The following is a 3,508-nucleotide window of genomic DNA, read 5'->3' as shown; positions in this document are numbered from 1 at the left end:
GATGTCGATGCCGACTTCGCGCAGCGCCATGCGCGTGTCGAGTGAGACCAGCGCACCATCGCGCGCATACGGCGCGATGCCCGCTGACGTTATGGCAATTTTGTGGTCGAAGCCGAGCGCGTCGAGTTCGCGGCGCAGGATATGCTCAGCCATCACGCTGCGTGCAGTGTTGGCGGCGCAAATCAACAGGATGGAACGAAAGCGCGGCTCCCGCGGAGCCGCGCTTTCAGGTTTCTTCTCAACCGTCAATAATCTACACGCCCCCGCCCATCACCTCGCCCATGCTCTCTTTCTTGGTGACGCCCTTCGCGAGCTCTTCCTTGAGCTTGGTGCCGAGTTCCGCCGGCTCCCACATCGAGCCCTTCTTCGAAACCTTGGCGCCGGTATGCCATCCGCGCATCAGCCATACGTTGCCCAGGCCGACGCGGAACACTTCGCCGTGAACGTCTTTCGCATCGTCGCTCGCGAGCCACGCGACGAGCGGCGCGACGTGCGCGGGCGTGAACGCGTCCCATTCGCCTTCTTTCTTCGCCATGCCGCCGGCAGTCTGCGGAGTCGCGTCAACTGTCAGGCGGGTGCGCGCGACCGGCGCGATCGCGTTGGCGGTGACGCCGTAACGGCTCATCTCGCGATCGACGATTATCGCCATCGCGGCCACTGCCGCTTTCGCCGAGCCGTAGTTGCTCTGCCCCGCGTTGCCCAGGATGCCCGAGTCGGAGCTGGTGTTGATGAGCCGGCCGTTGAGCACGTTGCCGGCCTTGTGCTGCTCGCGCCAGTAAGCGGCCGCGTGGCGCGCGACGTTGAACGAGCCTTTCAGATGGACGGAGACGACGGCGTCCCAGTCCTCTTCGGTCATGTTGAAAATCATGCGGTCGCGCAGGATGCCGGCGTTGTTCACCACGATATTGAGCTTGCCGAAGTTATCGACCGCGCAATCGACGATCCGCTTGGCGGACTTGAAGTCGGTCACACTCTCGAAGTTGGCGACCGCCTCGCCGCCGGCCGACCGGATTTCTTTGACGACGTCCTCTGCCGGTGAGCGCGACTGCCCTGTCCCGTCGAAGTGTCCACCGAGGTCGTTCACGACCACTTTGGCGCCGTGCTTGGCCAGCAGCAACGCCTCTTCGCGCCCGATGCCGCGGCCGGCGCCGGTGATTACCGCAACTTTGCCTGTCAATAGTGCCATTTCGCTAATTCCTCTTTTGGTTCTCGGTTGGATTTGGATTCGTTGGTTGTTGGGCGATTTCGCCCGGTCCTTCTACGTCGAAATCTTCCTTGGGTTCCATCAGCGACTCGTCGATGTGCGCCGGCAGCTCGTAGATGAGATCGATCGTCATCTTCGTCTTATCCTGATCGCTCGGATAGAGCATGATGCTGCCGGGGCGTCCATTGTAGTGGAAATCGCACGACCAGGTCCTGCGCGCGGGCATGATGAGCGACGAGGTGATGTGATAGTCGTTCTTCTTCAGCTCGTCCTTGTAGTAGGCCACCATCTGGGGCATCGTCGCGTCCGAGCTGAACATAATTTCACGCATCGCGCCCTTGGGCTTGCGGATGTGGTCTACCTGGGCGCCGGGGTAGATGGGCATCGCAGGGAACAGATCCTTGGGTAATTCCTTGCTGGGCTCGTCGGTCGGGGCTTTCGCGATCGGCTCAGGCGGCGGACCCACGGGTGCGGGTGCCGGGGGCGCCTTGCAAGCCGCGAGCATGAGCACGAACGATGCCGCAGCTATGAAGATAGCGGCCCTGTTCACCGTCTGATTAGGTAGTGGGTCCAGATTTCTCAAAAGCGTCAATCGCCCAAAAAAACAAAGACCGCATCGCGGTCAACCTGCGGCATGCTGTGGCAAGCTTCTGGATAGACGTGAGGGGCCAAGAAGTCAAGGCGACAAGAGCCACGCGTGGTGCCGCCAGCGACCAGATTGAGGTAGTCGCCAGCATGACAACGGCGTAGATATTAAATGAGACGACCCTCGATACTCGAGCGTGATGGCTGGGTTGCACGAAGTGGCAAAGCGCGGGAAGCCGCCAAATGCCATTCGGAATCGCCGATGAAGCGAGTTGTAATCTTTGCCTTCGGGCGGCGACTCTTGACAAATACATTCTATTGTTGCATTCAGACTTTCCGCGCCATCTCGGACAACTTTGACCGGCTGGTGGGAGCTCAATCTTGTAAAATTGGGCTAACGACCGGTTCAGGGAACCGCAGAGGCATTTTGGGGCAGTTATCGCAACGGTTCGGGCGGGGCCAGACTTTCGCCGCTCAATCTATTTCAATCTCGAGAGGATGAGAGATGCAAAGCAACTTCGGTATTTTGGGCATGATCCAGCAGGGCTACTACGCCACGTATCCCCTGCTCTTCATTTCGGTCGTATGCCTCGCGATCATTTTTGAGCGCGTGTGGGCGCTGTGGGGCGTCGGACCCCGCACGGCCAAGCTGGCGGACTCGCTGATCCCGCAATTGCGGACCGGTAAGTTCAACGAAGCGTTGCAAGGGACGCAGGGTCGCGCGACGGCGGCCGAGCGAATCTTTCACACGCTCATTTCGGGTGCGCAGACGATGGACCGCGATCATCTGCTCGAGCTCGACGACGAGCGGCGCTACCAGGAAGGGCTCGAATTCAAGCGCTACCTCTGGGTGCTCGCGACGGCGGGCGCGTCGGCGCCGTTCATCGGGCTGTTCGGCACGGTCGTTGGTATTCTCGTGGCGTTCCAGTCGATGGCAATCATGGGCACCGGCGGTTTCTCGGTCGTCGCGGCCGGTATTTCGGAAGCGTTGATTTCCACCGCGCTTGGACTCGCGGTCGCGATCGTCGCGGTTATTTTCTACAACTATTTCTCAGTCAAGGTTGAGAACATCAGCGCGATCCAGCACATCAACGACGACCGCCTGATCGACGCCGCACTCCAAGGGAGACAAGCGCGTGGCAATTAGCGGACCACATGGCGGCGAAGGTGGCGGCGTATTCGCCGACATCAATATCACGCCATTGACCGATATTTTCCTGGTTCTGCTGATTATCTTCATGGTGACGACTTCCGTCACTATCGAGTCCGCTGCACACGTCGATTTGCCCAACGCGACCAACACCGCGCCCGAGAACAAGGGCGTCATCGTCACGTACACGGCGCAGCACGAGCTGTTCGTGAACTCGAAAGACGTTCCTGAGCGCGAACTCGAATCGAGCCTGCGCGACGCGCTGGCCAAGGTGGACCAGAAGATCGTGGTGTTCCAGGGCGATCGCAAAGTACTGCTCGGCGACATGGTGCGGATCCTTGGTATCGCCAAGAAAGCCGGCGCCGAGCAAATTGCCATCGCAGCCAAACGGGTTACCGGTGCGCAACTAGAAAACAACCCCTCAGGTGGTGGGAACTGATCGCTGCCCGTAGAGGTATTTGCGCATGAAAAAGAAAATGAGCAGTAACAAGGGCGGCGGGGTGTTCGCCGACATCAACATCACCCCGCTGACCGACATCTTTCTCGTCCTGCTGATCATCTTCATGGTC

5 protein-coding genes and 1 pseudogene are annotated in these 3,508 nt (G+C 59.8%); 3 read left to right on the top strand and 3 right to left on the bottom strand.

Features of this window, described 5'->3' with window-relative positions; all coding sequences use genetic code 11:
• The 3 genes and pseudogenes from VIW95_RS17680 to VIW95_RS17235 all read right to left on the bottom strand — a co-directional run.
• Window positions 1-186, bottom strand: a pseudogene (locus VIW95_RS17680) (low molecular weight phosphotyrosine protein phosphatase); the annotation flags it as partial.
• A 67-nt stretch (window positions 187-253) separates the two neighbouring features.
• Entirely contained in the window at window positions 254-1,186 is a 933-nt protein-coding gene (locus tag VIW95_RS17240) for an SDR family oxidoreductase (RefSeq protein WP_331588862.1), read from the bottom strand.
• A gap of 4 nt (window positions 1,187-1,190) precedes the next feature.
• Complete coding sequence (locus VIW95_RS17235) at window positions 1,191-1,754, bottom strand: hypothetical protein (RefSeq protein WP_331588860.1); 564 nt, start codon at window positions 1,752-1,754, stop codon at window positions 1,191-1,193.
• A 540-nt stretch (window positions 1,755-2,294) separates the two neighbouring features.
• Here VIW95_RS17235 and VIW95_RS17230 point away from each other — a divergent pair.
• From VIW95_RS17230 to VIW95_RS17560, 3 genes are all read left to right on the top strand, one after another.
• The gene (locus tag VIW95_RS17230; protein ID WP_331588858.1) at window positions 2,295-2,936 is read left to right on the top strand and encodes a MotA/TolQ/ExbB proton channel family protein; all 642 of its coding nucleotides are present in this window, start codon (window positions 2,295-2,297) and stop codon (window positions 2,934-2,936) included.
• Window positions 2,926-3,378, top strand: coding sequence for a biopolymer transporter ExbD (locus VIW95_RS17225; RefSeq protein ID WP_331588856.1), 453 nt, complete (start codon window positions 2,926-2,928; stop codon window positions 3,376-3,378). Before VIW95_RS17230 ends, VIW95_RS17225 begins: the two co-directional genes overlap by 11 nt.
• A 25-nt stretch (window positions 3,379-3,403) precedes the next feature.
• On the top strand, window positions 3,404-3,508 hold a 105-nt coding region (locus VIW95_RS17560), incomplete at its 3' end, for an ExbD/TolR family protein (protein WP_414645305.1).

Origin of the sequence: Binatus sp. (SeqCode) (assembly GCF_036522015.1) — a bacterium.
GTDB lineage: Bacteria > Desulfobacterota > Binatia > Binatales > Binataceae > Binatus.
The sequence above is the reverse complement of the archived record's forward strand: the minus strand, read 5'-3'. Positions and strand labels throughout refer to the sequence as shown.

Coding starts and splice junctions, on each gene's coding strand:
- VIW95_RS17240 (WP_331588862.1), bottom strand. CDS start 1,186: ATGGCACTATTGACAGGCAAAGTTGCGGTAATCACCGGCGCCGGCCGC.
- VIW95_RS17230 (WP_331588858.1), top strand. CDS start 2,295: ATGCAAAGCAACTTCGGTATTTTGGGCATGATCCAGCAGGGCTACTAC.